The organism is Motilibacter deserti (assembly GCF_011250635.1).
GTDB classification, from domain to species: domain Bacteria; phylum Actinomycetota; class Actinomycetes; order Motilibacterales; family Motilibacteraceae; genus Motilibacter_A; species Motilibacter_A deserti.
The window spans coordinates 1-1,384 of record NZ_JAANNP010000229.1; the positions used below are offsets into that span (position 1 = coordinate 1).

The window sequence follows — 1,384 nt, forward strand, 5'->3', positions numbered from 1 at the left end:
GCCCGGTGAGGGTGTCGTAGAGCGCGAGCCGCTCCAGCTCCTGCTGCGTCCGGCGCTGCTGGGTGAGGTCCTGGACGAAGCACACGACGTAGCTCGGCCGCCCCTGCGCGTCCGGCGCCACCGCGGCCTCGATGCGCACGTCGACCTCGTGGCCGTCCCGGTGGCGCACGCGCAGCTCGGCCGTCCCCCGGGTGAGCAGCCCCTGCTGCATGCGGCGTACGGCATCGAGTGCTCCCGGCCGCTCCGCCGGCGGCAGGACGGCGCCGGGCTCCATCGCCTGGCTCTCCTCCTCGCTGAACCCGAGCATGGCCGACCAGGCGGGGTTGGCCCGCAGGATGCGCCCGTGGCGGTCGCCGCCCAGCCGGACGAGGAGCATGCCGACGGGGGCCCGGTCGAAGGAGATCCGGAAGTGCTCCTCCGACGTGCGCAGCGCCGCCGCTGCTTCTTCCCGCTCGGTCACGTTCTGCATGACGCCCCAGACGCCGCCCGGGGTGCCGTCGGGAGCGAGGTCGACGTCGGCCCAGAAGGCCAGCCAGCGGGTGGAGCCGTCGGCGAGCGGCACGCGCACGATGCCTTGTCCCGGGACGCGCTCGCTCAGGCACCGCGCGCCGATGCTGCGCACGAGGGCGGTGTCGGCCGGGTCCATTGCGCCGAGCACGCGGTTGACCGTCACCTCCTCCTCGGGCGCCAGGCCGAGCAGGGCGCGCATCCTGGCGTCGACCGTCAGCTCGCCCGTCGCCTGCCGCCAGGACCACAGGCCGAGCCCGCTGAGCTCCTGCGCGGCGCGCAGCCGCTGCGTCGTGGTCCGCAGCGCCGAGGACGCCTTCGACCGCTCGGACAGCGCGACGGCGTGCGCGAGCCGGGAGGACAGCACGTCCGTGACGAGGGCGAGCACGGCGAGGTCCCGCTCGTCGAAGGCGCCCCGTCGCCTGGAGAGCGCTGAGACGCACGCGAACGCGCGCCCCGCGTCCAGCAGCGGCACGACGACCGACGAGCGGAAGCCCATCCGCCGGTTGAGCTGCGGCGTGGTGGGCGCGTCGGCGGAGTACGCGTCCTCCACCAGCACGGGCCGCCCCGTCAGGAAGGCGGCGCCGGCGGTGGTGCCGGCCAGCGGGATGCTGGGCGGCATGTTCTCCGGGATGGCGACGCCTGTGCGCAGCACCGACCGGTCCCCCTCGGGCACGGCGACCACGACGGTGTCCGCGCGCAGCAGGTCCCGGACGGCGCGCGCGGCGAGGTCGAACAGCGCGTCGGGCTCGGCCGGAGCCGTCGCTACCTCGCGCAGCGCGGCGACGACGGCGTGCAGCCGGTCCGCGGGTACGCCGGAGAAGGCGGGAGGTGCTCCCTCCGCCCCGTCGCCCGTGCCCTCGACCACGCTCTCCAG

At 75.9% G+C, this 1,384-nt stretch carries 1 protein-coding gene; it reads right to left on the bottom strand.

Annotated features, from left to right (window positions below):
• Window positions 1-1,375 (bottom strand): PAS domain S-box protein (locus G9H71_RS22665; protein WP_166285003.1); only part of this gene is annotated, 1,375 nt, incomplete at its 3' end.
• Window positions 1,376-1,384: the final 9 nt, after the last annotated feature.